The sequence below is a fragment of the Campylobacter sp. TTU_617 genome, from assembly GCF_016599045.1.
Lineage (GTDB): Bacteria > Campylobacterota > Campylobacteria > Campylobacterales > Campylobacteraceae > Campylobacter_D.
In genome coordinates, this window is the sequence record NZ_JAENKV010000008.1 from 1 (window position 1) to 19,569 (window position 19,569).

Annotated in this window: 21 protein-coding genes and 2 pseudogenes; 1 reads left to right on the forward strand and 22 read right to left on the reverse strand. The window is 27.3% G+C overall.

Going from position 1 to position 19,569, the window contains the following annotated elements:
- From GQV94_RS07950 to dapB, 6 genes and pseudogenes are all read right to left on the reverse strand, one after another.
- Window positions 1–120, reverse strand: a pseudogene (locus GQV94_RS07950) (hypothetical protein); the annotation flags it as partial.
- 210 nt (window positions 121–330) lie between these two features.
- A pseudogene (locus GQV94_RS04785) lies at window positions 331–1,068 on the reverse strand (cache domain-containing protein); the annotation flags it as partial.
- Between the two features lie 59 nt (window positions 1,069–1,127).
- Window positions 1,128–3,641: a molybdopterin guanine dinucleotide-containing S/N-oxide reductase gene (locus GQV94_RS04790; protein WP_200169908.1), complete on the reverse strand. Its 2,514-nt coding sequence runs from the start codon at window positions 3,639–3,641 to the stop codon at window positions 1,128–1,130.
- Window positions 3,642–3,653: 12 nt separating this feature from the next.
- Window positions 3,654–4,223 (reverse strand): cytochrome c3 family protein, encoded by a 570-nt coding sequence (locus GQV94_RS04795; RefSeq protein ID WP_200169909.1) that lies wholly within the window; start codon window positions 4,221–4,223, stop codon window positions 3,654–3,656.
- Window positions 4,224–4,340: 117 nt separating this feature from the next.
- Window positions 4,341–5,678 (reverse strand): amidophosphoribosyltransferase, encoded by a 1,338-nt coding sequence (purF, locus tag GQV94_RS04800; protein ID WP_200169910.1) that lies wholly within the window; start codon window positions 5,676–5,678, stop codon window positions 4,341–4,343.
- The gene (dapB, locus tag GQV94_RS04805; protein ID WP_200169911.1) at window positions 5,679–6,407 is read right to left on the reverse strand and encodes a 4-hydroxy-tetrahydrodipicolinate reductase; all 729 of its coding nucleotides are present in this window, start codon (window positions 6,405–6,407) and stop codon (window positions 5,679–5,681) included.
- A gap of 138 nt (window positions 6,408–6,545) precedes the next feature.
- On the opposite strand from dapB, the gene GQV94_RS04810 reads away from it, so the two are divergent.
- A complete protein-coding gene (locus GQV94_RS04810; RefSeq protein WP_200169912.1) occupies window positions 6,546–7,991 on the forward strand; it encodes a DASS family sodium-coupled anion symporter in 1,446 nt (481 codons plus the stop codon).
- Window positions 7,992–8,025: 34 nt separating this feature from the next.
- Here GQV94_RS04810 and trxB read toward each other — a convergent pair whose 3' ends face one another.
- The 16 genes from trxB to moaA all read right to left on the reverse strand — a co-directional run bounded on the left by trxB (window position 8,026) and on the right by moaA (window position 19,560).
- Window positions 8,026–8,964: a thioredoxin-disulfide reductase gene (gene trxB, locus GQV94_RS04815; RefSeq protein WP_200169913.1), complete on the reverse strand. Its 939-nt coding sequence runs from the start codon at window positions 8,962–8,964 to the stop codon at window positions 8,026–8,028.
- A 127-nt stretch (window positions 8,965–9,091) separates the two neighbouring features.
- Window positions 9,092–9,406, reverse strand: a complete 315-nt coding sequence (gene trxA / locus GQV94_RS04820; protein WP_200169914.1) for a thioredoxin — start codon at window positions 9,404–9,406, stop codon at window positions 9,092–9,094.
- Between the two features lie 51 nt (window positions 9,407–9,457).
- On the reverse strand, window positions 9,458–9,796 hold the full coding sequence (locus GQV94_RS04825; RefSeq protein ID WP_200169915.1) for a YraN family protein: 339 nt from the start codon (window positions 9,794–9,796) through the stop codon (window positions 9,458–9,460).
- The gene (locus GQV94_RS04830; protein WP_200169916.1) at window positions 9,796–11,049 is read right to left on the reverse strand and encodes a homoserine dehydrogenase; all 1,254 of its coding nucleotides are present in this window, start codon (window positions 11,047–11,049) and stop codon (window positions 9,796–9,798) included. Before GQV94_RS04830 ends, GQV94_RS04825 begins: the two co-directional genes overlap by 1 nt.
- A complete protein-coding gene (locus GQV94_RS04835; RefSeq protein WP_200169917.1) occupies window positions 11,046–12,254 on the reverse strand; it encodes an LL-diaminopimelate aminotransferase in 1,209 nt (402 codons plus the stop codon). Before GQV94_RS04835 ends, GQV94_RS04830 begins: the two co-directional genes overlap by 4 nt.
- An 8-nt stretch (window positions 12,255–12,262) precedes the next feature.
- Complete coding sequence (locus GQV94_RS04840) at window positions 12,263–13,066, reverse strand: hypothetical protein (protein WP_200169918.1); 804 nt, start codon at window positions 13,064–13,066, stop codon at window positions 12,263–12,265.
- The gene (locus GQV94_RS04845; RefSeq protein ID WP_200169919.1) at window positions 13,060–13,998 is read right to left on the reverse strand and encodes a hypothetical protein; all 939 of its coding nucleotides are present in this window, start codon (window positions 13,996–13,998) and stop codon (window positions 13,060–13,062) included. The genes GQV94_RS04840 and GQV94_RS04845 overlap by 7 nt, the downstream gene beginning before the upstream one ends.
- Window positions 13,991–14,677, reverse strand: coding sequence for a 23S rRNA (guanosine(2251)-2'-O)-methyltransferase RlmB (gene rlmB / locus GQV94_RS04850; protein WP_200169920.1), 687 nt, complete (start codon window positions 14,675–14,677; stop codon window positions 13,991–13,993). The genes GQV94_RS04845 and rlmB overlap by 8 nt, the downstream gene beginning before the upstream one ends.
- 4 nt (window positions 14,678–14,681) lie before the next feature.
- Complete coding sequence (rsmI, locus tag GQV94_RS04855; protein ID WP_200169921.1) at window positions 14,682–15,515, reverse strand: 16S rRNA (cytidine(1402)-2'-O)-methyltransferase; 834 nt, start codon at window positions 15,513–15,515, stop codon at window positions 14,682–14,684.
- A gap of 3 nt (window positions 15,516–15,518) precedes the next feature.
- A complete protein-coding gene (rpmE, locus tag GQV94_RS04860; protein WP_200169922.1) occupies window positions 15,519–15,719 on the reverse strand; it encodes a 50S ribosomal protein L31 in 201 nt (66 codons plus the stop codon).
- A 62-nt stretch (window positions 15,720–15,781) separates the two neighbouring features.
- Window positions 15,782–16,435, reverse strand: coding sequence for a 16S rRNA (uracil(1498)-N(3))-methyltransferase (locus GQV94_RS04865; protein ID WP_200169923.1), 654 nt, complete (start codon window positions 16,433–16,435; stop codon window positions 15,782–15,784).
- Window positions 16,436–16,843, reverse strand: a complete 408-nt coding sequence (locus GQV94_RS04870) for a hypothetical protein (protein ID WP_200169924.1) — start codon at window positions 16,841–16,843, stop codon at window positions 16,436–16,438. It lies immediately after the preceding gene.
- A complete protein-coding gene (locus GQV94_RS04875) occupies window positions 16,843–17,265 on the reverse strand; it encodes a cytochrome c (RefSeq protein ID WP_200169925.1) in 423 nt (140 codons plus the stop codon). The genes GQV94_RS04870 and GQV94_RS04875 overlap by 1 nt, the downstream gene beginning before the upstream one ends.
- Window positions 17,265–17,846: a 6-pyruvoyl trahydropterin synthase family protein gene (locus GQV94_RS04880; RefSeq protein ID WP_200169926.1), complete on the reverse strand. Its 582-nt coding sequence runs from the start codon at window positions 17,844–17,846 to the stop codon at window positions 17,265–17,267. Before GQV94_RS04880 ends, GQV94_RS04875 begins: the two co-directional genes overlap by 1 nt.
- Window positions 17,843–18,592, reverse strand: a complete 750-nt coding sequence (locus GQV94_RS04885; protein ID WP_200169927.1) for a 7-carboxy-7-deazaguanine synthase QueE — start codon at window positions 18,590–18,592, stop codon at window positions 17,843–17,845. The genes GQV94_RS04880 and GQV94_RS04885 overlap by 4 nt, the downstream gene beginning before the upstream one ends.
- Before the next feature lie 5 nt (window positions 18,593–18,597).
- Window positions 18,598–19,560 (reverse strand): GTP 3',8-cyclase MoaA, encoded by a 963-nt coding sequence (moaA, locus tag GQV94_RS04890; protein WP_200169928.1) that lies wholly within the window; start codon window positions 19,558–19,560, stop codon window positions 18,598–18,600.
- Between the last annotated feature and the right edge of the window lie 9 nt (window positions 19,561–19,569).

The following is a 19,569-nucleotide window of genomic DNA, read 5'->3' on the forward strand; positions in this document are numbered from 1 at the left end:
TTGACCAAATTCATCATTTGTTTTTATATTAATGGTTGATACATTATTTGTTTTATGATTAATAAAATCAAAGAATGAGTTAAGACCATTTTGGATAGTGGTGAGCGGGGAGAGATTTTTAGCAATTAGAATTCTTGCAAATATTAAAACTATCACTAAAGCTAAAAAACCAACTATAAGCTGACTATATAATATGCTATTAATAACATTATCATAAGATTTTTTATCCACTACACTACAAACCCTATATAAAGGATTGATTGAAGTAGGATTGCACATAACTGCTTGAGTTTGACCTTGATCATTGTTTGCATAAAATAAAGTATCTTTTTGCTTAGGATCTATCAACATTGGATCATTTTTAATAGCTGCTGCAATATTTTCACTTAAAGCATTTTTAGTTAAAATTCTTGAAAGATCTTCATGAAATATAATATTACCTTCTATATCATAAACAGCAGCATAAGAATTTGCACTATGGCCTAAAGCAAGAACATTTTTAGAAAAACTTCTTAAATCATAATCTCCTCCAACAACACCAATAAATTTGCCATTTTGAAAAACAGGTGTTGCATAAGTTAAAGTAATATGACCACTAATTGATTTATAAGGTCTTGTAACACTGATTTTTCCATTATCTTTTGCTAATTTAAACCAAATAGAATTTTTTGTATCAAAGCCTTTAGAAGCGTCTAATATGGAACCATCTGATAAATATGTTTTTTCAGAATCTTCAAAACCCATCAAAACAAGATCAAATCCATTAGCTTCCTTAAAAACATGAAGCAAAGTTACAATCTCTTGTATAGTTATTTTAGGGTTATTAGAAATTTCATTTGCTAAAATTTCCAAAGCTTTTCTTTTAGAACGAGCATAATTATCAAAAGTTATTTGAACATCATCCATAACTTTTAGTTGATTATCTTGCAATAATTCAAAAGCATTTGATTTTGATTGATAATAAGTTATTGTAGTAGTTGCTACTAATACTAATACTATCAAAATACCTACATATAAAGTTAATTTTGAAGACACTTTAAAAGAATTCTTTGGATCTTTTGTTTGCATTTATGGCTCCTAAAAATAAATTTTTGTTATTAATATTATAACAAAAATTTATCAAAAACTTATAAAATTTTTGGATCATTAAAAGCCGTAACTTTAGGAAGACTTTCGTTGAATTTTTCAACTCCTACAAGTGTAGTATGTGAGATATTGCCATTTGCAAGTTTTGAAGTAGGCAAATCTAATGTTAAAACATTAGCACTTCCATATTTACACAATCCATTTTCGTCAGGATCATACCAACCTCCTTCACAAATTCTCACAACTCCTTGCATTATATCCTCGCTTACCAAAACTCCAGCTAAAATTTCTCCACGCTTATTAAATACTCTTACAACATCACCATTTTTAATACCAAGTTTTTTAGCATCTTTAGAATTTATAAGCAAAGGTTCTCTTTCTTTAATGGTATATTTTGTCCTTAAATCTGTATGGCAAAGTTGAGAATGAAGTCTTTTACTTGGATGAGAAGTTAGAAGATGAAATGGTGTTTCTTTAGTAGCATTCCCAAGCCATTCAATAGGTTCAAACCAAGTAGGATGTGCTTTACAATCATCATAATTATAATTTTTAATTGTTTCTGAATAAATTTCAATAAGCCCTGAAGAAGTTCCTAAAGCATTTAAAATAGGATCTTCGATAAATTCTGAAAAACGAACATATTCTAAACTTTCACTTGTTGGTTCAAAAACAATAGGTTCATTTTTTGCCCAAAATTCTTCAAAATTAGGCATAGGAATACTAAAAGCTTCTCCATAACTTTTTACTTGTTTTAAGGCAATATTATAATAATCTTTAATTAAATCTTTTGCTTTTTTACCATTTTGGGTATAAGCATTAAAAACATCTTTTCCGTAAATCTTGCAAAGATCAGAAAAAATTTCATAATCATCCTTACTCTCTTCTACCGGTAAAACAGCTTGTTTCATAGGAATTATATGCATATTAGAATAATCTCCACTCATAGTAATATCATCTCTTTCATAAGATGAAGTAACCGGCATTACAATATCTGCCATCTTTGCCGTTGGAGTCCAATAAATTTCATTTACAACAATAGTACGTGGTTTTCTCCAAGCTTTTACATTGGTATTAGTATTTTGATGATGCACCAAAGGATTTCCTCCTACCCAGTAAATAAAATCTATATCAGGATAAGTAATTTTAGTCCCATTATGTTCTATAGTTTTTCCAGGATTAAGCAAAGCATCAGCTATTCTTGCTACAGGAAAAGATAAACTAGCAGAATTTTGCAACCACTCAGCGGAATTTAATTCTTCTTTTGACTTTGCAAGACCTTTAAATTTACCATTTTTCCAAACTCCTAATTCACCCGCATTCATACCCCCTATTACACCTCCTTTACAAGTAGGTACACCTCCATTACTATAATGATAACTAAGTCCAAAACCACCACCCTTGGTTCCAATTTGCCCTAGCATAGAACATAAAGTTACCAACATCCAATGAGGTTGTTCTCCATGATGAGCTCTTTGCATACCCCAACCACTCATTATCATTGTTGGATTATCATAAAATGTTTCAGCTAATTCTTTAATAGTTTTTTCTTTTATACCACAAATTTCACTTGCCCATTTAACATCTTTTTTTATACCATCTTCTTTGCCTTCTAAGTAATCCTTAAACTGATTAAAACCAATCGTGTAATTTTCCAAAAAAGTATAATTTACTTTATTTTTAGCGATTAAATGACTTGCTATACCCATCATTAGAGCTACATCAGTATTTGGACGTGGGGAAATCCATTTAGCATTTAAAAATTTAGCTGTATCTGTTTTTATAGGATCTATACAAATAACCTTTATTTTACTATTTTTCAACTTTTCAAAATAAGCTAAACCTCTTTGATCATTTGAAGTCCAAGCTATACGCAATGTTGTTAATGGATCAGCTCCCCAAATAACAACATATTTAGAATGATTTAAAATATTTTCCCAAGAAGTTTGTTGCTCATAAACCTCAATAGAACCCACTACATAAGGCATAATAATTTGCGAAGCACCTGTTGAATAATCTCCACTCACTCCAACAAAACCTCCTGTAATATTTAAAAATCTATGAAGTAAAGTTCTGGCATTCTGCATATTTCCACTTGATTTCCAACCATAACTTCCACCAAAAATAGCACTTGATCCTTTTTGTTCTCTTGTTTTTTTAAGTTCATTTGCAATTAAATTCAATGCTTTTTCATAACTTACACGGACAAATTCATCTTTTCCTCTTAATTCTCTTTTTGGATTATTAGGATTTTCAAGATAAGATTTGCGAACATAAGGATATTTTATACGAGATTTATATATTAAATCAGAAGTATAATGTTGCAAAGGATTATCCATTTTAGTAAGTTTTTCCCAAGGTTCACTTTTTATAACTTTTCCATTTTTTATAGTGAGTTTTAAAATTCCCCAATGGGCTGCAGTAACTATTTCTCCATTTTTTACAATACCAAGACTTACTTTTGAAGCTTCAATATTTTTTGCCATACTAAAAGTAGGTATAAAAGATAAAGCACCTAAACTTGCACTCACTTTTAAAAATTTTCTTCTATCTAGCATCTTATTTCCTTTTTAGTTTGCTTTGAAATCTTTTGAATTTTTTTGTAAATATTCTATAACAAGCCATCTATCTTTTTTTTCAATTGCTGTTCTATCAACCATAGATCTAAAAATTGATGGCCAAGCATTTGCATTAAATTCTTTTTCTTTATGTAAAGTATGACAGATTCCACAATTATTAACAAAAAGATCTTTTGCACGAATTAACATTTCTTTATCACTCTTAAAAAATTCTTTTTTATCTGCCCAAATTTCTAAACTTACCCTATCCCATTTATCTTTGGAAACGTTTTTTTCATTAAAATTTAATTTAGTATTTCTAGAAAAAGCAGCTACAATAATTCTTTGGACATCATTATAATAAATAATAGAAGGTGATTTAGGATTTACAAAACCTTCAATTTTTATATAAACTTTATTACCTTGTTCTTTTAAAATTTCAAAAGAATTTGTAGGAAGCAATCTACCAATTACTTTAGTATCATCTTGAGAAAGATAAAGTGATACAACCTCATCACTATAAGCTATATTTTTAGACCACATGCAAGTGATTAAAAAAAATGTTAATAAAAAAAGCCTCATTGTTTTTCCTTAAATAAATATTAAATCATTTTTATTATATTTAATATTTTATTAATTATACATTAATAAAATATTTATATTTTAAAATAAAAATAAAATAATATTTAATTAAGAAATTTATTTTATAAAATAATCTCCATCAAAGCTTACCAAAGAATAAAATCTCTCATCTCCTATACTACTCACTAGCTCATCTATGCTTAAAAAAGTAAGAGAATCAGCACCAACAAATTCTTTTACTTCTTCTATATTTTTATTAGCACTAATTAGTTCTTCAAAAGTAGGTGTATCTATACCATAAATATCCGGGAATTTGATTTCAGGACAAGCAATAGCCAAGTGAATTTTACTTGCACCTGCTAATCTAAGCAAAGAAATAATTTTTTTAGAAGTTGTTCCACGTACCAAACTATCATCAATTACTACAACTTCTTTATCTTTTAAAACTTTAGACATAGGATTAAGTTTTAATTTAACTTTAAAATTTCTAAGTTCCTCAGTTGGCTCTATAAAAGTTCTACCCACGTAATGATTTCTAACAATAGCCATTTCAAGTGGAATTTTAAGATATTGAGAAAAACCTATAGCAGCGCTTACTCCACTATCTGGAACAGGTACTACAAAATCAATTTTTTGCTTAAATTTTTTTGCCAAAGTTTCCCCCATTTTTTTACGCACTTCATAAACACTTTTTCCTTCTATAATACTATCAGGTCGTGCAAAATAGATATATTCAAAAGCACATATTCTAGGTTTTTCATTAAAAAGCTTTATACTTTCAAATTTATCACTGCCTTGTGTAAAAATAAGCATCTCTCCCGCATCTATATCACGGATAAATTCAGCTTCAATTAAATCAAAAGCACAAGTTTCACTAGCTATAATATAACCTCCATCTTTTAAACGTCCTAAAGATAAAGGTCTAACTCCATAAGCATCTCTTATCACATAAAGCTTATCTTTACTAGCCAACATAAAACAATAAGCTCCTATGCATTTTTTTAAACCTTCTATCAAACGATCTTTTAAATCTTGTTTTTTGCTACGAACAATTAAATGGATTAAATTCTCTGTGTCTAAATTTGTTTGAAAAATTGCACCATCTTGCATTAAAGTATCTCTTATTTCATTTTTATTTACTAAATTTCCATTATGCACCAAAGAAATATCTCCAAAAGAACAATTAGCATAGATAGGTTGTGCATCATCAATACTTGAATTTCCAGCCGTAGAATAGCGATTATGTCCTATAGCAATTTCACCATTTAAAGTTTTTAAATTTAAAGGATTAAAAATTTGATTTACTTCTCCTTTAGCTTTAATAGTTTTTATGCTTTTTCCATCACTTACACTTATGCCACTTGCTTCTTGTCCGCGGTGTTGCATAGCAAATAAAGCATAATAAGCATAAGTACTTGCATTCTTAGAATTAATCACCCCTACAACTGCACACATTTAAATTCCTAAAAAATCATTCATTGAATATAATTTTGGCTCTTTTTGAACGAGCCATTTAGCAATTTTAATTGCACCTTTAGCAAAAGTAGCCCTTGAAGTAGCATTATGAGTTAATTCTAAGTATTCTCCTTCTTCATAAAAACCTATAGTATGGCGTCCTACTATATCACCTCCTCTTAAACTCATTACCGCAATCTCATCTTTACTTCTTTCTCCAACTATGCCATCTCTACCGCTTACTCTAACATTTTGAAGCTCTAAATTTCTAGTTTTAGCTACATTTTCAGCCAAAGTTAAAGCTGTACCACTTGGAGAATCTTTTTTATGTCTATGATGCATTTCGACAATTTCTATATCAAAATTTTTAAGCATAATGCTTGCTTTACTTGCAAGATAATTTAATACAGCAACTCCTAATGACATATTTGTAGCATAAAATATTGGCATTAATTTACCTAAATTGTGTATCAATTGTATAGTTTTCTCATCTAATCCTGTTGTACCAATCACCAAAGGTTTATGATTATTTTTTGAAAATTCTAAAAGTTTATTTGTTCCTTGTGGTGAAGAAAAATCAATAATCACTTCACTTTTTTTAAAAAGTTCTTCTAAATTTCCATCTTTATCATAAAGTATAGATGTTTTTGCTTCTTGATCAGATTTTAAACACTCTTGTATTTGTCTTCCCATTCTTCCATAAGCTCCATAAATTCCAATGTTTATCATTTTCATCCTTCTTAATTAATACTAAAATTATATAAAATTAAATTAATAAATTATTTATTTTAAAATATTTAAAATATATTTTAAATATTTTAACTTTTTGTTAAAATGTAATATAAATAATTTTAAGAAGGAGAAATAATGTGGAAGCTGTTTTTGCCTATTATAATAGCTGTAGTATTTTATTTTATACCTACTCCGGAAGGATTGAGTAACAATTCTTGGCTTTATTTAAGTATTTTTATTGGATTAATTATAGGTTTAATGCTAGAACCTATTCCACCGGCATTAATAGGAGTTATTGCTATAACCTTGGTTGTTATTTTCAAAATAGGTCCTGTAGGAAGTGATAAAAGTATTATAAGTGATAGTGCTGCCATAAAATGGGGATTAAGTGGTTTTTCTGACTCTGTTGTTTGGTTAATCTTTTCCGCTTTTACCATAGGTCTTGGTTTTTCAAAAACTGGATTAGGTGAAAGAATAGCTCTTTATCTTGTTTCAAAACTCGGTAAATCAACTTTAGGCTTAGGATATGCTATTTGTATAGTTGATTTTATTTTAGCTCCTTTTATTCCAAGTAATGCAGCAAGAAGCGGAGGGACAGTTTACCCTATAGTAACAAATATAGCTCCTATGTTCGAAAGTTATCCTGATAAAAATCCTAGAAAAATAGGTTCATATTTAGTTTGGATGGGTTTAGCAAGTTCGTGTGTAAATAGTTCAATTTTCCTAACCGGACAAGCGCCTAACCCTCTTGCTCTATCTTTAATTTCAAAAAATGGTATTGAAGTTGTAGATTGGCTTGGATGGTTTTTATCCTTTCTTCCTGTTGGAATTGTTATATTTCTTTTAACACCTTTACTTGGATACTTTGTATATCCACCAGAAATTAAAGGTTCAAAAGAAATAGCACAATGGTCAAATGAAAAATATAAAGCTTTAGGAAAAATGGATAAAAAACAAATTTATATGATTATAGTTGCTTTAATCGGTTTGATTTTATGGGTTGGAGCTAGTTTTTTTAAAATCAATGCTACAACAACAGCTTTAATAATGATTATTTTAATGATAGGTCTTAAAATAATTACTTGGCAAGACTTTTTAGCAAATAAAAGTGCTTGGAATACCTTAATCTGGTTTGCTACCCTTATTACTTTAGCTAGTGGGCTTAAAAATATGGGAATATTAGATTTTTTAACAAATAATTTAGGCAAATATTTACTTGGTTTTTCTCCTTTATTTGCAAGTATTTTATTGCTTTTGCTTTTTTCATGGCTTAGATATTTTTTTGCATCTGGGACAGCTTATGTAACTGCGATTATTGCTATTTTTGCAAGTTTAGCAGGACAAATTCAAGGAGCAAATGCTCAAGAAGTAATGTTAATTCTTGCTTTAAGCATGGGATTTATGGGTATTATTACTCCTTATGGAACAGGGTGTTCGCCTCTATGGTTTGGAAGCGGGTATGTAAAAGGAGCTAAATTTTTCCTACTAGGAGGAATATTTGCTTGTGTATATCTTGCAATTTATATTATTATTGGAATACCTTGGATTAAATTTATAAGTACTTATCTTAATTTTCATTAAAAATTCTACCTCTATACGAGGTAAAATTTAAAAATTAATGTAAGCTTTCTACATAGGCTATTGCACTAAGTGCTGCAATAGCTCCATCACTTGCAGCACAAATAACTTGTTTTGGAGCATCTTTTCTTAAATCTCCTGCAGCAAAAAGCCCTTTAATATTTGTTTGCATTTTAAGATCAACGCTAACTTGACCTCCTTCTTCCATATTGCATAAAAATTTTCCATCATCTTGTTTTAAAATTTCATTACGCACATCAAGCCCAACAAAAGTAAAAATTCCGGGAATTTTTAAATCTCTGATATTACCATCTCTTAATTTAACCTTTACACCGCTAACACCCATTTTATCACCATATACTTCATCAATACTTGCACTTGTAATAAGTTCTATTTTCTCACTTTTTTTCACTTTTTCTATAGTAGAAGGCGCTGCTCTAAATTCATCTCTTCTATGGATAAGATAAACTTTAGAACAAATATTGGCAAGATATAAAGCTTCTTCTAAGGCTGTATCACCCCCTCCTAAAACTGCAACTTCTTTATTTTTATAAAAAAAACCATCACAAGTTGCACAAGTGCTTACGCCTTTTCCAAAGAATTCATCCTCCCCTTTAAAACCTGCACGACGTGGAGTTGATCCCGTACAAACAATAACTGATTTAGCTTGTTCTATTTTTCCATTTTCTAATTTTATATTAAAGCTACCATCATTATTTTTTAAAATTTGACTAACTCCAACCATTTCGTGTTTTAAACCAAAACGCATACATTGTTCATTCCAAGGAGCCATAAAAGAAATACCATCCATTATAGTAGCAACCCCAGGATAATTTTCTATTTCAGAGCTTGAGGTTATTTGACCACCTGGCATACCTTTTTCAAACATAACAACATTTTTTAAACCTCCTCTAGTTGCATAAAGCCCTGCACTAAGTCCAGCAGGTCCTCCTCCTATAATTGCTAAATCTAACATTTACATTCCTTTTTAAAAAAATTATTTTCATTATGATATAGAATTTTTTCTTAATATGTAGTTAATAAAAATTATTATTTAATATAAAATATAATTAGATAAAGTCGCTAAAGCGACTTTTAGAAGATTAAAGTAAGGAATTAATTTTATCAGCAATAGCTTGCTTAGATTGTGCTCCAACTAGTTGATCAATTACCTCACCATTTTTAAAAAATATTAAAGTAGGAATTGATCTTACTCCGTATTCAGCAGCTAAATCACCTTGCTCATCTGTATTCACTTTACAAATTTTTGCCTTGCCTTCAAAATCATTTGCAAGCTCATCAATTACTGGTGCCAACATTCTACAAGGACCACACCAAGGAGCCCAAAAATCAACTAAAGCAACACCTTCTTTCACTTCTGAAAAATTTTCTGAAGTAAGTTCTATATATTTTCCCATAATTTCTCCTTTTTTTAAATTTATTGTATTTTAACTAAATAAAAAACTAACTTAAAAAGTTATATTTTCAATAAATTCTATTATATTATTTTTAACACAAATTAGATCTATTTGAAAATCATTATTTTTACGTGTTTTCAAAAAATAAAATTCTATTGTTTTAATGATTTTTTGACATTTTTTACGATTAATGCGCTCATAAACATTATAGTCATTTTGAGTAAATTTAACTTCAATAAAATGCAAAATATTATCTTTTAAGGCAATAATATCTATTTCACCAAATTTAGAATGAAAATTTCTTTCCAAAATTTGAAACTGCTGTTTTTTAAGAAAATCACAGGCTTTATCTTCTCCTTTGATACCAAGGATATAAGAAGATACGCCCATTAATCCTCTATACGCATCATAAAAGGTTCTTCTTTGACAAATTCTTGCTGTTTTAAAATTTTTAATAAATTTTGTATGCTCTTTTCATAAGTAAAATGCGTTGTAAAAAATATAGTAGTACAATTTTCATTATTTTTTTTAGGTTTTTGCAAAAAACTTTCAATAGAAATTAAATTTTGAGACATAAGTAAAGTAATTTTAGATAAGACTCCTAATTTATCTTCTACTTTAATTCTTAAATAATATTTTGTATATATTTCTTCTGGTTTTAATAGGTTAAATTCTAATTTTTCTTTAAAACCTAACATAGGAGTTTTAAAATTTCCTTTGGCTATATCCATTAAATCAGCAACAATAGCACTAGCAGTTGCCAAACCTCCAGCTCCAGCACCATAATACAAACTCTCTCCTAATACATCACCTACTATAGAAATAGCATTCATAACTCCATCAACTTTTGAAAGCATTTTATTTTTACTAATCATAGTAGGATGCACTCTTAATTCAATATTTGAATCTTTTAATTTAGCTATACCTAAAAGTTTTATAGTAAAATCAAATTCATTAGCAAAATACATATCTTCAGAACTTATATCTTTAATGCCCTGAGTTAAAATTTCTTCAGGTTTTATATCAAGATTATAAGCAAGACTAGCCAAAATTAAAAGCTTATGTGTAGCATCTTGTCCTTCTATATCAAAACTAGGATCAGCTTCAGCATAGCCTAATTCTTGTGCTTTTTCTAAAGCACTATTAAAATCCATTCCAACCTGCTGCATACAAGTTAAAATATAATTGCACGTTCCGTTTAAAATGCCTTTAATATTAATAATATTATTTGCACTTAAACCCTCTTTTAAAACTTTAATAATAGGAATACCACCTGCAACACTTGCTTCATAACCAAAAGCTAAATCTTTAGCCAATCTTTCAAGTTCATAACGATGATAAGCAAGCAAAGCTTTATTAGCAGTTACAACATTTTTCTTTCTCTTTAGTAATTCACTAATGATTTCAAAAGGTTGCTTAATTCCACCCATTAATTCTACATATACATCAATATCTTTAAAATTTAAAATTTCATCTACATCTAAAGTAATAGGAATAAGAGCATCTTTTTTAATATGTCTTGCTAAAGCTATTACCGGAGTAATGCTTTGACCGCATCTTGCTTTTATAATTTTTTTATTTTCTATTAAAACTTTTGCAACATTGCTTCCTACTGTTCCATAACCTAAAATAGCAACTCTCATATATTTTCTTTAAAATATTTTTTAATATTTCTTGCAGCTTGACGAATGCGATTTTCATTTTCTATCAAAGCAATGCGCACATAATCATCTCCTGCTTCACCAAACCCAACCCCTGGACTTACCGCAACATTAGCATATTGTAAAAGTTGTTTTGAAAATTCTAGACTTTTTAAATGAGCTTTACTAGGTGGTAGCTTAGCCCATATAAACATACTTGCATTTGGTTTTACTAAATTCCAACCTATATTACCAAAAGCTTCTACTAAAACTTGCATTCTTTTTTCATAATTTAATCTAATATTTTCAACACAACTTTGATCGCTGTCAAGAGCTATAGTAGCTGCAACTTGTATAGGTGTATACATACCATAATCAAACCAAGATTTGATTTTTTTAAGAGCATTAACAAGACGTTGATTACCCACAACAAAACCAACTCTCCAACCAGCCATATTATAAGATTTTGAAAGAGTATAAGTTTCCACAGCAACATCTTTAGCACCATCAACCTCTAAAATAGAAGGGGTCTTATAAGATCCATAAGTCAAATCAGCATAAGCAATATCACTAATAATGTAAAATCTTTCTTTTTTTGCAAACTGAACAAGTTTTTCATAAAAACTTTTTTGCACTATTGTTGTTGTCGGATTATGAGGAAAATTAACAACCAAATATTTAGCTCTTGGTATGCTTTCAGTTAAAGTTTGTTCTAAATTTTTAAAAAATTGATTTTCATTAAGCTCAAAATTTTCATTATAGCAAATAGGCATTTTAACAACATTTCCACCTGCTATAATAAAGGCTTGAGTATGAATAGGATAAGCAGGAGTTGGAACTATAGCTGTATCACCAGGATTGATAATGGCACGAGCAAGATTTACAAAGCCTTCTTTTGAACCCATAGTAGCTACAACTTCATTTTCTGGATCTAAAATAACATTATATTTTCTTTTATACCAATTACAAATAGCAAGTCTTAATTTATAAATTCCAATAGAAGCTGAATATCCAGATGTTTTATCTTTATTAGCGCTTTCACAAAGTTTATCTATAATATGTTGCGGGGTTTTGCCATCTGGATTCCCCATTGAAAAATCTATAATATCCGCTCCCTTGCGTCTAGCAAGCATTTTTATTGCATTTACCTCAGCAAAAACATAATTTGGTAATCTTTCTATAGTATGAAAACGGATTTCATCAAACATATTTTTCCTTATTTTTTAAGATATATTTTTAAACCTCTTTTAATATTATCAAGATTATATACATCACTAATTATTACATATACTGATCCATCTGGAACAAATTCTGAAAAATGATTATTTTTTGTTTGACTTTTAATACTTTTGATTAAATTTAAATTTTTATCTAAAAATAAAATTTTTGGAAACCATTCATCAGTATCATTAGCATCTATTTTAAGTGAAGTGGCACCTTTTAATAAAACAATATAATCTTGCAAAGGTTTTTCTAAAAAAGTAGCTGTGTTTAAATTAACATTTGCATTGGTTTTTAATTTTACTTGATCAAAATTCAAATCATACTCATAGTCATTTAAACCTATTCTTTTTATATTATTAATATAGACAGAATTTTCTTTTAAAAGCCTATAAAATATTCCAGGATCTAGAATATATTGAGATTCTACTTGTATAGTATAATCAATATTTCCCTCTCTTAAAACCAAATCTGTTGGAATAAAATATACATAACCTGCATTATTTAAGGCATCATTAATAATTTCAAAAAATAAAATAAAATCTGTTTGTGCCTTAAAATTTAATCTCAAAGTTTCTGGAGTTGGAAGTATAAGATTGAGTAAAGAATTTGCTTTTAACATATTAGATATTTTTTCTATATCTAAATTACCTTGTGAATCTTGATAGTTTTGATTAGCAAACAAAAGCTCAAGCTGGGTTTTTTTACTTGAGGAATTAACAATATTTTTAGCCAATTCTAAAGAGGATATACCATAAGCTAAGCTGGTAAAAACTATCAAAAATAAAATTTTTACCATTCTTTTCCTTTATTAAGCTTTATAAAATCACTTAAAGTAATATTTGAGATCTTTCCGTCTTTAATTAAAAAGCGCTTTGAACCTCCTGCTGGAAATCTTTTTTCTTTTCCATCTTCATCTATAAAACTTAAAGCAGAAGCTCCCATTAAAACAAGCTGATCTTCTTTTAAAGAAAGATTAAAATCCTTATCTTTAACAAAACTAGTTTTTTTATAATTTTTAAGATTAATTAAACCAACCCATATTTTACCATCTGTCTTAAAAGTAACTTCATCTAATGGTTTTTCTTCTATAATATTAAGTTCATCATTTTGAAAAGTCACATTATCTTCTTGGCTTAAATTTTGTTCTTGATTTATTGTAGTATTTTCATCAAGAAAATTATCTTGATTGGTTAAATTATTTTCCTCTTTTTCTTCAACTTTAGGACTTTTTTCTTCATCTACTTCTTGTGTATTATCGATAATTTTTACGTTATTTGTTACTTCTTTTAAATTTGTTTTAGCTTCTCCTATAATATTTACAATTGCAGCACTTGATTTATTTTCTTCAGTTTTTAAAGAAAAATTAAATCCGCTTAAATAATAAAACACAAAAATTAAAATTACAATAATTGCAACAATAATATAAATCCAAAAACCTGAAGACTTATTTGTATAAGTATCAATTTTTGGAGTGATAATTTTACCTTTTGATAGATTATAAGAATTATTAAGGTTATTTTCATTTAAATAATTTTCATACAATTCATTAAAATCTGTAAAATCAAGATCATATTCACGACTTAAAATTTTAATAAAACCACGCACATTAAAATGATTCAAAGTATCAAAATCTTGGTTAATTAAAGCCTTTAAAAAATCAATTTCAATTTGCGTTCTAGCAGCAACTTCTCTTAAATCTAAATCTTGTAATTTTTTCCAACTATTCATTTATCATCCTATCACAAAGTATTGCAAAAGCAGCACTTACATTTAAACTATCAAATTGATTTTTCATAGCTATACCTATACATTCATCACATTTTTTAATTATTTTTGCACTCAAGCCAAAACCTTCACTGCCTAAAATTAAAGCTTTCTTTTTAACATTTTTTAATTTTAAAGTATGAATTTCTTTTCCTTCTTTATCGGCAGCATAAATTTTAAAATTTACTTGCTTAAGCTCATTAATTAATCCTAAAATATCATTTTTTACTACAATAGGCAAACCAAGAGCTGCTCCACTGCTAGTTCTTATTATATTTTGCATTGCAAGCTGATTTCCACAAAAAATTAAACCTTGTGCACCTAAAGCATAAGCAGTCCTAATAATAGCACCTATATTTCCCATATCAGTTACACCACAAAGTATAATTAAAAAATCATTTTTTTTAATCGTATCAAAATCAGCAAATACAAATTCTTTTATATCCATTAAAAAACCTTGATGATTTCCACCTTTAGCATAAGATTGAGCTGTTTTAAAATCAAGCCTTTTAATCTTAAAACCAGACTTTGCAATTTTATTAAAAGTTTTAAAATCACATTCTTTAGCTAAATAAATTTCGTTAATCATATCTTGATAATGTTCTAAAATATAAAAAAATACTTGCTTACCATAAACTAACATTTTATTATTTTATCTCATCTTGACTTAAAAGCAGTTTTTTATAAAGTTCCTTTGAATTTTTACCATAAATTTTTGATAAAAGCTTACTCTTAACCTTTAAAGGTAAATCAAGTTCTAAAATATCTTTTTCATTTAAAAAATTTTTTTGCTCTTCTTGTTCTTTTTCTTTTAAAACTAAAACCCATTCACCTTTTAAATTAGTATTTTTTAAAATTTCAAATAAATTTTTGGCACTAGCTCTTAATTTAGTTTCAAATTTTTTACTAATTTCTTTGATGAGAAAAATCTCTCTTGTTTCTTCTAAATTAGCTATTGTTTCAATTAAAGATAAGATACGTTTTGGGGATTCATAAACTATACTTGGATAAGGATTATTTAAAAGTTTTTCTATATCTTTTTGACGCTCTTTGCCCTTATTTGATAAAAAACCCATAAAAATAAATTCTTTCTTACAAAAACCACTACTTACTAGAGCGATCAAAGCAGCATTAGCACCAGGTAAAACCTCATAAGATAAATTATTATCTAAAGCATATTTTATCAAAGAAACTCCAGGATCACTAATACCTGGCATACCAGCATCGCTCATATAAGCGATATTTTTATCAAAAAAATCTAAAGTAATATTTTTAAAAAATTGAATTTCATTATGAGTATGAAGTGAAATAAATTTATTAGGTTTAATTTGAATATTAAATTTAGAATTCAAAAGAGAAATTAAAGACTTGCAAACTCTAGTATCTTCGCAAACTATTACTTCGCAAGTCTTTAGAATTTCTAAAGAACGAAATGAAATATCATTTAAATTTCCTATGGGAGTAGGAATAAAATAAAGCATTTACTATTGCATTGCGTATTTTTTCTTGAATTTCTCTACACGACCTGCTGCATCAACAATTTTTTCACTTCCTGTAAAAAATGGATGACAACTTGAACAAATATCTACTCTTAATTCGCTTTTATTTGATCTTGTTGTAAAAGTATTGCCACATGCACAACTTACTTTACACTCTACATATTCTGGATGAATTTCTTTTCTCATTACAATTCCTTGAAATTTTTAAAGTTTTTATTATATAAAAATATAAATAAAACAAAGATAAATTAAAGTAAAACTTTAGAACTTATAGCAAGAGCCGCACTATGAGCTCTTAGGATATTTGGAGTATTTAAAGAAATTTTATTTTTAAAAATTTGAATTTCTTCTTCGCTAAAACCACCCTCAGGTCCTATAAAATATATATTATTTTTAAAAAATTCTTTTTTTTCTCCAGAAAAATCAACTAAAACAACATTTTGATATTTTTCTAAAAACTCTTCAATATTATTAAAAAGTTCAATTTGCATCATATATGATCTTCCGCATTGCTCACACGATTGTATGATAATTCTCTCACAACGTTTAAAATCAATTTTAAAATTTTTTTGAGAATATTGAGTATAAACTAAAATAAGTTTATCTACACCCAATTCATTTAAAAAAGGTAAAGTTTTTTCTAAAATTTTAGGATCAATTACCGCTAATGCTAAAGTAAAATGGGTTTTCGTTGTAATTTTTTCTTCTTTTCTTATTAATTTCAAAGCATAAAATTTTTTAGTTATTTCTAAAATTTCATAAGAATATAAAAAATTATCCTTTAAATTTCTCAAATAAATAATGTCCTTTTCTTTAACACGACGTACTTTAAGATGAGAGAATTCTTCATTTTTTAAATATAAAAACTCCACACCGCTTTCTTTGCAAAATAAGAACCGCATTTAGAAAAATTTTTTAAACAAAAAAGGTAAAAATAATAAAAAAATTTCTATAGGTAAGATTAAAAAACTAATCCATCTAAAAAAAATATATCTTCTATTTTCACGTGCTTTTTTAAATTGTCTAAAATGAAATATAGCTAAAACAAAAATTAAAATATTAGCTAAAATCATCAACCAATAATTTAAAGTCATTTCAAAATGATTAAGAGCTAAGAGTAACATTCCTGTAAAAAAGATTAAGATTAAAAAAAAATAATAAATAGGTAAAAATAAACGAATTCTTCTTGTAAAGATAAATTCTGTTTTAAAATTTCCCTGAGTTAAAACTAAATAAAAAAGCATTAAAAAACCGCTTGCATAAAGACTATAAAGATGTAAGGCTAAAATAAACTCATAACTTTGATCCATCATTTCCCTTTGTTGGTGATATATTTAGCCAAATTTTCAATTTGATCCAAATTTAAATTAATACAATGATCTTTATCATTTTGTTTTTGACAAAGATTAAATTTTCGCATAAAATTTTCTTTGCTTAAATTTTTAATTCTAATATTATTTTTTAATTTTAATTCTCCTTCTTTTCCATGACAATTTGCACATTTTTGTTTATATAAAGAACTAATAATACTTAAATTCATATTTAAAACTTGAGTATCATCTAAAGAATCGTCACCAACTGGTAATGGTAAATTATCATCATTTACTTGAGTTTTTTCATCATTTTGCTCTATTTGAACAATCTCTTGATCTGATGATTTGGATTTAAGAGATTTATCTTCATTATTAGAACATCCAACAAAAAATAAGAAAATGATTATTAAATATGGCATTAAACTTCCTTTGGGTTAATAAAAATATAAGAATTTTTTAATTTTTCATAGAAATTCTTATCTTTCCAATCTTCTTGAATTGCTTCTGAAAATTCTATATCTTCTAATTTTATAGAAGGCAAAAATTCACTATAAGCATCCTCCTTAAATCCTTGTGCATAACCACTTTTTGTTTCATGAACTATAATACTTTTTAAATAAACCCCTTGTTCGCCATTTATCATCTTAGTCTGTTTTAATAAAGTATCAATAAGAACAAAAAAAATACGGCAAAAATTTTCAGCACTAACATTTAATGGTAAAATAATCCAACGACTAGAAAATTTTTTCATTTGTTCTAAATATTCTTCATTATCATCTTTAAAAAGAGTAATAGCATGATCAAAACTATCAATAATTTGTTTTACTTCTTGCTTTAAAAGTCCAAAATCATATACCATTCCAGCGTTATCTAAATATTTACTTTCAAGCAATACTTCAACTTTATAAGAATGTCCATGAATACTACTTTTACAACGCTTAGAACTGCAAAAACGAACGATATGAGCATTCTCAAATTCAAATTCTTTTCTAATAATCATACTCCCTCTTTATCATTCCAAAGTCTTATATGCATTCTATCGGAGTAATTATATCCATTTTTTATACAAAAATGTGCCACCTCTAAAGCATTAATTTTTAAAATTTCTTCATTATAGCCCATAGGCATACAATAAACTTCATTATCCACTTTGGCTAAAATTTCATCAATTTCTATTTTAGCTTTATTACTTTTTATCATTTCTTTATCTAAAACAAATTTATAAAAACTATCTTTAGCATTTTGCACAATAGCTTTTATAGCATCAAAATTTAATCTTTTTTCTTTAGGTATTTTACTATTACTTAATTTTACACCCAAAGCAAAGATGCATTTTTTATATAAAGGAAATTTTTCAAAATCTATCTTTAAGCTTGCATTAGTTTCAAAATGAATTTCAAAATTATCTTTTAATAAAAGCTCAAGCCACTTTAAAAAATCATTATTATTATAATACAATAAAGGCTCACCACCTGTAATAACTACAATAGGGTTTAATTTTGCTTTTAAAAAGCATACTCTTTTATAAAGCTCTAAAGGGGTAAATCTTGTATATTGATCAGCAAAATCTTTTGTAAAAACTGCTCTAATAGTATCACAACCTAAAAATTTTTTATCATTTATATTTTTATGCACTCCAAAACCATAACAATTAAAATTACATCCAGCAAATCTTACAAAAATAGCTAATCTTCCACTAAATTTTCCCTCACCTTGTATGCTTATAAAACTTTCAACAATATCCAAAAAATTTAACCTCCCGTCTGATAAAAAGCCCTAGAGGATGTTTCATTATCTACAACACTCCATTTATTTTTTTCTGGTTTATTTTTTAAAACTTCTTTAAGAATTTTAGCTGCTGTTTTAATATCTTTCTTTTTTACTGCTTCTTTAATACTTAAAGATTCATCATAATACAAACAAGGTATTAAAAGACCCTCGGCACTAAGTCTTATACGATTACAAGTATCACAAAATTCGTGAGAATGAGGATCAATGATACCAAAGGTATAATTATTTATTTCATATAAAGTCACTGGAGAATTTTGTGCTTTTCTTGAAGAAATTATTTCATATTTTTGTTTTAAAATTTCAAGAATTTCATTAGATTTTAAACCTTGAAGTTTTCCATAAGCATGATTATTTTCCATAAATTCTATAAAACGAATTTGTATATTTAAACTTTTTGCATATTCTAATAAAGAAATCAGCTCATTATCATTAAAATTTTTAAGAGCTACTGTATTAATTTTGACTTTAAAATCTAAATTTACAGCTTCTTCAATTCCTGCTAAAACATTATTTAAAACCTCTTTTTGAGAAATTATTTTTGCTTTTTTAGAATCAAGAGTATCAAGAGAAATATTAATACGTTTTAAACCAGCTTTTTTAAGATCTTTTGCATAATCTTTGAGAAAATATCCATTTGTAGTAATAGCTAAATCAATATCTTTTTTATAATCATGAATCATTGAAATAAATATATCTAAATCTTTTCTCAATAAAGGCTCACCGCCTGTAATTCTAATCTTAGAAATTCCTTCATCAATAGCTACTTTAACAAATAAAAACATTTCTTCAAAAGTTAATAAATTTTCTTTTGGAACCCAATCAAATGGAATTTTTGGCATACAATAAAGACAACGAAAATTACATCTTTGTGTAACTGAAATTCTCATATAATTAATTTTTCTTCCATACTTATCAATTAGCATTTAATAAAC

Excerpts from the sequence above, each read along its gene's own strand:
- GQV94_RS04875 (WP_200169925.1), bottom strand. The coding sequence starts at position 17,265 with ATGCCATATTTAATAATCATTTTCTTATTTTTTGTTGGATGTTCTAAT.
- trxA (WP_200169914.1), bottom strand. The coding sequence starts at position 9,406 with ATGGGAAAATATATAGAACTTACTTCAGAAAATTTTTCAGAAGTGAAA.
- trxB (WP_200169913.1), bottom strand. The coding sequence starts at position 8,964 with ATGTTAGATTTAGCAATTATAGGAGGAGGACCTGCTGGACTTAGTGCA.
- rlmB (WP_200169920.1), bottom strand. The coding sequence starts at position 14,677 with ATGTTAGTTTATGGTAAGCAAGTATTTTTTTATATTTTAGAACATTAT.
- GQV94_RS04830 (WP_200169916.1), bottom strand. The coding sequence starts at position 11,049 with ATGAGAGTTGCTATTTTAGGTTATGGAACAGTAGGAAGCAATGTTGCA.
- moaA (WP_200169928.1), bottom strand. The coding sequence starts at position 19,560 with ATGCTAATTGATAAGTATGGAAGAAAAATTAATTATATGAGAATTTCA.
- dapB (WP_200169911.1), bottom strand. The coding sequence starts at position 6,407 with ATGATAAACATTGGAATTTATGGAGCTTATGGAAGAATGGGAAGACAA.
- GQV94_RS04810 (WP_200169912.1), top strand. The coding sequence starts at position 6,546 with ATGTGGAAGCTGTTTTTGCCTATTATAATAGCTGTAGTATTTTATTTT.
- GQV94_RS04880 (WP_200169926.1), bottom strand. The coding sequence starts at position 17,846 with ATGATTATTAGAAAAGAATTTGAATTTGAGAATGCTCATATCGTTCGT.
- GQV94_RS04825 (WP_200169915.1), bottom strand. The coding sequence starts at position 9,796 with ATGGGCGTATCTTCTTATATCCTTGGTATCAAAGGAGAAGATAAAGCC.
- rsmI (WP_200169921.1), bottom strand. The coding sequence starts at position 15,515 with ATGCTTTATTTTATTCCTACTCCCATAGGAAATTTAAATGATATTTCA.
- GQV94_RS04840 (WP_200169918.1), bottom strand. The coding sequence starts at position 13,066 with ATGGTAAAAATTTTATTTTTGATAGTTTTTACCAGCTTAGCTTATGGT.
- GQV94_RS04865 (WP_200169923.1), bottom strand. The coding sequence starts at position 16,435 with ATGCGGTTCTTATTTTGCAAAGAAAGCGGTGTGGAGTTTTTATATTTA.
- purF (WP_200169910.1), bottom strand. The coding sequence starts at position 5,678 with ATGTGTGCAGTTGTAGGGGTGATTAATTCTAAGAATGCAAGTACTTAT.
- GQV94_RS04845 (WP_200169919.1), bottom strand. The coding sequence starts at position 13,998 with ATGAATAGTTGGAAAAAATTACAAGATTTAGATTTAAGAGAAGTTGCT.
- GQV94_RS04870 (WP_200169924.1), bottom strand. The coding sequence starts at position 16,843 with ATGGATCAAAGTTATGAGTTTATTTTAGCCTTACATCTTTATAGTCTT.
- GQV94_RS04795 (WP_200169909.1), bottom strand. The coding sequence starts at position 4,223 with ATGAGGCTTTTTTTATTAACATTTTTTTTAATCACTTGCATGTGGTCT.
- GQV94_RS04835 (WP_200169917.1), bottom strand. The coding sequence starts at position 12,254 with ATGTTTGATGAAATCCGTTTTCATACTATAGAAAGATTACCAAATTAT.
- rpmE (WP_200169922.1), bottom strand. The coding sequence starts at position 15,719 with ATGAGAAAAGAAATTCATCCAGAATATGTAGAGTGTAAAGTAAGTTGT.
- GQV94_RS04790 (WP_200169908.1), bottom strand. The coding sequence starts at position 3,641 with ATGCTAGATAGAAGAAAATTTTTAAAAGTGAGTGCAAGTTTAGGTGCT.